We start from the raw sequence: 4,954 nt of genomic DNA on the forward strand, positions 1-4,954 counted from the left end.
GCAGGGGCTCGGGCTTCCCGAGCCACGCGTCCGTACGGAACCAGTCGGAGACCTGCTGCGCGCTGGGCCGGTCCTCGGGCCGCTTCGCCAGCAGCCCGAGCAGATACGAGTCGAAGGCGGGGGAGACGTCCGCGCCCCGCTGCCTGACCGGCACCGGAGGCGTGTCCACGTGCTGGTAGAGCGTCGCCGTCGCCGTGTCCGAGCGGAACGGCGGCTGGCCGACCAGAAGGTGGTAGATGACGCAGCCCAAGGAGTACATGTCGGACGCGGAGTCCGCCGTGCGTCCGAGAGCCCGCTCGGGAGCCAGATACAGGCTCGTACCGACGATGTGACCGGCCGTCGTCAGCGCCGTCGAGGGGTCGTCGACGAACTGGGCGATACCGAAGTCCCCGATCTTCACGGACCCGTCGGAGTCCAGCATCAGGTTGCCGGGCTTGATGTCGCGGTGCACGATCCCCTGCCGGTGCGCCGCGGCGAGACCGGCGGCGGCCTCACCGGCGATACGGGCGACCTGCTCGGGATGGACCCTCTCCTGGGACTCCAGCAGATCGCCCAGACTCCTGCCCTCGACCAGCTCCATCACCAGATAGAAGCGGTCCTCCCAGGATCCGAAGTCGAACACGGCCACCAGATGAGGGTGGCTCAGACGCGCGGCCGTCTGCGCCTCGAGGCGGAAGCGCGCGGTCGACGAGGCATCAGCCTGGTCACCCAGCAGCAGCTTCACCGCCACGGCGCGCCCCAGCACCTCGTCCGTGCCGCGCCACACTTCACCCATACCGCCACGGCCGATGGGGGATATCAGCCGGTACCGTCCAGCAACCAGCACCTGTGCACACCAATCTCGAATCGTGGCCCGCTCCGACTGCCGCGGCGGCGACCTCAACGGGCTCATCGCCTCGGTACGGTGCGTGGGGGTGCGCGGCATGATCAGGATATCCGTCCCCCGGACCTCCGCCGGCCCGGACGGCGAACGGGATGCCGAATCCGGCCAACAGCCTCGGCCGACCGGCCTGTTCTCACCCGGCGGCGAGCCAGTCGAGCACGGCGGCAGCGGTGAATTCGACCTGCTGCCCGGAAAGAGAAGCTCCGCCTCTGCGAACGCCGCCCCGTCCGAGGCCACTTCGGTGTCAGGGATCGCGACGCAGCGCATGCCGGCCGCGTGCGCCGCCCGCACGCGGCCGGCGCGGCGTCCTCCAGGACCAGGCACGAATCCGGTGCCACGCCCGGCCGCGCGCCGCCTCCAGGAACACGTCGGGCTCCGGCTTGCCGTGGGCCACCTCCTCGGCGGACACGTACAGGGGGAGGTACGCGTCCAGCCCCGTGACCGCCGCAGTGGCCGCGATCGCGGCCCTGGACGATCCCGAGGCCACCGCCATCGGCACCCCGTGCCCGTTCAGCCGCCGGACGAGGGCGCGCATCTCCGGGAAGGCGGTGGTGGAAGCCCCGGCGAGCTCCAGGTAGAGGGCGTTCTTGCCGGCCAGCAGCTCCTCGACCGGCGCCTCGATCCCGTACTCCCGGCGCAGGACGGTGAGGGTCTCACGGGTGCCGATCCCGATGAAACGGGTGTGGTTCTCCCAGCTGAAGTCCCGAACGCCGTGACCTGCGAGGAGCCGGCGCCCTGCCTCGTAGTAGTTCGGCTCGCTGTCGATGAGGGTGCCGTCGAGGTCGAAGAGGACCGGCGGGGCCGGAAGGTGCTGCGTCTCCATGGCCTCCAGCATGCCCGACGCCCTCAGCCGGGACCGTCCGCCGCCAGCCCCACCGCCTCGACCAGAGGCAGCACCCGGTACGCCACGCGCTCGCGCAGTGCCACCTCGGTCCGGGTCCTGACCACGCCGGGGAGCTGGATCAGCTGCTGGATCACATCCTCGAGATGGCCGTTGTCGCGGGCCACGACGCGCGTCAGGAGATCACCGCCCCCGGTCGTCGAGAACGCCTCGATGATCTCGGGGACGGCCGCGAGCGCGTCCCCCACCTCGTCCAGATGCCCCTGGGTGACTTCCAGGTGCACGAAGGCGAGCACGGGGTGGCCGAGTGCGGCGGGGGAGAGGGCGGGACCCGTCCCCGTGATCACCCCGTCCCGCTCCAGGCGGTCCAGCCGGGCCTGAAGAGTGCCGCGTGCCACGCCGAGCAGCCGTGCGTACTCGCGCACACTGGTGCGCGGCTGCTCGATGAGCAGCCGAAGGATGCGGGTGTCGAGGGTGTCCACAGCCATGTCCTGCTGTGCTCCTCCTGGCTCGGTGATCAGTCGCCCGACTCTACCCAGGGCGGCGCGGGCCGGGGCGGCGGCGTGCGGCTCCGGGGGCGGGCCACCACGCTCTGCGACGCACGAGGTTCCGTATCCGACGGCTCCTTCGCCGGAGGGCAGGCCCCTCCTCCCGGTCCGCCCGGATCACCGTGCCGCCGTCAGGACGCGCCGGGTCGCACGGGCCGGAGCCGGGCGTGCAGGAGGCAGAACTCGTTGCCCTCCGGGTCGGCCAGGACGTACCAGTTCTCGGTGCCGGTCTGGCCGACGTCGGCTCGCCCGGCACCGAGCGCGAGCAACCGCTCCAGCTCGGCCTCCTGGTCGCGGTCGGTGGCGCTGACGTCGATGTGCAGCGGGAGCTTGCCGGCCCGCGGGGCGTTGCTGGGGCTGAGGACGAGGGTGGGCTGCGGGCCGCCGAAGCCGGCCTCGGGCGGCCCGATCTCGATACTTCCGTCGTCCTCCCGGTCGAGTTCGACGTAGCCGAGGACCTCGCTCCAGAACGCGGCGAGCCGACCGGGATCGGCGGCGTCGATGACCAGTTCACTGATACGGCATGCCATGCCCGCCAGTGTAGGAGTAGGGCCTCGAGGCAGCCCGAGGTTCTCACCACGGCGCGCGAGTGCAGTGTCGGGAACCTCGCGAGACCGCCCGAAGCCGTTGCGGTATCCCGGGTGGGAGCAGGGGGGAGTCCGGAAGGGCCGTACGGCGGGGCGGGACGGCGCGCGGGGCACCGGTCCACCGGCCCGCGTCCAGGCGTCCGCCCGCCGTCGGGGTGGTCCGTCGGCGGGCGGCGCGGGCCGGTGCCGGGTGGACCGTCCCGCCCCTACGCCTGGGCCGGGTGAGAGACGGTCAGACCGCCGACCAGCCGTTGTCGACGGGCAGGATCGCCCCGTTGATGTTGCCGGCCGCGTCGGAGGCGAGGAAGACGATCGCCGCGGCCTGCTCCTCCGCCCGGGCGGGCGTGCCGACATTGCCCATGTAGGGGGCGAGGGCGCCGGGGCCGTGTGCGGTGGGGTCGGCGTCCACGCGGATGTTGGTCAGCGTCCCGCCGGGGGCGATGGCGTTGGAGCGGATGCCCTTGTCGCGGTACATGACGGCCAGGGACTTGGTCAGACCCGCGATGCCGTGCTTGGACGCGGTGTACGCCGCGCCCGCGGCGCTCCCCCTCAGCGATGCCTCGGAGGCGGTGAAGACGACGGCGCCCTTCCCGGCGGCGACCATGTGGGGCAGCACGGCCCGCGTGAGGCGGAACGGAGCCGTGAGGTTGATGCCGATGACGCGTTCCCACTCGTCGTCGCCCGTGTCGGCGGCCGCCGACATGCTGTCCATGATCCCGGCGTTGTTGACCAGGACGTCTATGCCTCCGAACTCCTCGACCGCGGTCGCCGCGACCCGGTCGACGACGGTCTGGTCCCGGAGGTCCCCGATCACGGTCACGGCGGTGCCTCCGGCCTGTACGGCCTCCTCGGCGACGGTGCGGGCCGAGACCTCGTCGACATCGGCGATCACCAGGCGCGCGCCCTCCTTCGCGAACAGCAGGGCGGTGGCCCGGCCGATACCCGATCCGGCTCCGGTGACGATGATGCTGCGGCCCTGGCCGCTGGTGGTGGCGCTCACGTGATGCTCCTCGCGTTCGATGGCAGGGCTTGCACGTTACCTTTGTGGCGTGCACTGCCAAAATGGCGAGAGGTGCCAGAAAGGCTGATGGCTACGATGGGCGCAAGGGAATGGAAGGTGGCCGAAAACTGTGGAATCCGTGCACGCCGGAGGTGTTCAGGACCCTGCGTCGGTCACCGCCGGACCGGCGGCGGGAGGCGGCTCCCGGCTCGGGCGCCCTCCGCTGACCGAGCGCCGGAAGGCGGCGACCCGGCTGGAGATCGCCCGCGAAGCCGTGCGCCTCTTCGCCGACCGCGGGGTGGCCGCGACGACCGCCGAGGAGATCGCCGCCGCCGCGGGAATCTCCCAGCGGACCCTGTGGCGCTACACCGCGTCGAAGGAGCTCTGCGTCCGCCCGCTGCTGACCTGCGCCCTCGACGCCGTCACCGCGCTCATGCGGTCGTGGCCGCGCGACCGACCGCTGGTGGAGGCCGTCGTGGGGAACCCCTCCTCGCTGCCGGTCGCGTCGCCGGACACCGACACCGAGGCGCTCCGCGACCTGGTCCTGCTCACCCGCACCGAACCCGGACTGCGTGCGGTGTGGCTCCAGGTCCACCACGACGCGGAACTGGTCTTCGCGGAGGTCATCGCCGAGCGGACGGGCCACGGTCCCGGCGACCTGGAGCCGCGGGTGCAGGCGACCGTTCTCAACGGCGCGCTCCGCATCGCCGTCGAGCAGTGGGCGCGGAGCGCGGACCCGCAGCCGTCCTCGCTGTCCCGTACCATCGCCCGGGCCCTGGGCATCGCGCGGTCGGGCCTCCCCGGCTGAGCGACGCCGCCCGTCCCCTCCCGAAGTGGACCCCGCCGTACGTGTCCGGTCGTGGAGCCCGTCGTTGACCAGGTCATGAACCTGCGGCTCATGTCCCTCGCGCTCGTCGCTCTGCTCGGTACGGCCGGCTGCGTATCCGTACCGGCCGAAGCGGAGCGGCCGGCCCCCGCGGTGTCCGCGCGTCCCGGCAACGCCCCCGCCGTGCAGGCGTCCGCGTCCCCCACCGCGCCCGCCGCGGTCCATGACGCGCTCGGCAAGGCCGAGGAGCGGCCGCACGGCGAGAAGAA

5 protein-coding genes and 2 pseudogenes are annotated in these 4,954 nt (G+C 72.5%); 2 read left to right on the forward strand and 5 right to left on the reverse strand.

What is annotated here, in order from left to right:
• The 5 genes and pseudogenes from B9S57_RS00075 to B9S57_RS00095 form a co-directional block, all read right to left on the reverse strand.
• The coding region (locus tag B9S57_RS00075; protein WP_258036138.1) for a serine/threonine-protein kinase at positions 1 to 775 on the reverse strand (775 nt) is incomplete at its 3' end.
• A gap of 241 nt (positions 776 to 1,016) precedes the next feature.
• Positions 1,017 to 1,706: pseudogene (locus B9S57_RS00080) on the reverse strand (HAD family hydrolase).
• Positions 1,707 to 1,729: 23 nt separating this feature from the next.
• A complete protein-coding gene (locus tag B9S57_RS00085; protein ID WP_103513458.1) occupies positions 1,730 to 2,212 on the reverse strand; it encodes an Lrp/AsnC family transcriptional regulator in 483 nt (160 codons plus the stop codon).
• A 191-nt stretch (positions 2,213 to 2,403) separates the two neighbouring features.
• The gene (locus B9S57_RS00090; protein ID WP_103513459.1) at positions 2,404 to 2,802 is read right to left on the reverse strand and encodes a VOC family protein; all 399 of its coding nucleotides are present in this window, start codon (positions 2,800 to 2,802) and stop codon (positions 2,404 to 2,406) included.
• A gap of 289 nt (positions 2,803 to 3,091) precedes the next feature.
• Positions 3,092 to 3,859, reverse strand: coding sequence for an SDR family NAD(P)-dependent oxidoreductase (locus B9S57_RS00095; RefSeq protein ID WP_103513460.1), 768 nt, complete (start codon positions 3,857 to 3,859; stop codon positions 3,092 to 3,094).
• Between the two features lie 139 nt (positions 3,860 to 3,998).
• Here B9S57_RS00095 and B9S57_RS00100 point away from each other — a divergent pair, with 139 nt between their 5' ends.
• Together B9S57_RS00100 and B9S57_RS00105 are read left to right on the forward strand one after the other, a co-directional pair.
• Positions 3,999 to 4,667: a TetR family transcriptional regulator gene (locus B9S57_RS00100; protein ID WP_374935895.1), complete on the forward strand. Its 669-nt coding sequence runs from the start codon at positions 3,999 to 4,001 to the stop codon at positions 4,665 to 4,667.
• 51 nt (positions 4,668 to 4,718) lie between these two features.
• A pseudogene (locus B9S57_RS00105) lies at positions 4,719 to 4,954 on the forward strand (hypothetical protein); the annotation flags it as partial.

It is taken from the genome of Streptomyces sp. SM10 (genome assembly GCF_002910915.1).
GTDB lineage: Bacteria > Actinomycetota > Actinomycetes > Streptomycetales > Streptomycetaceae > Streptomyces.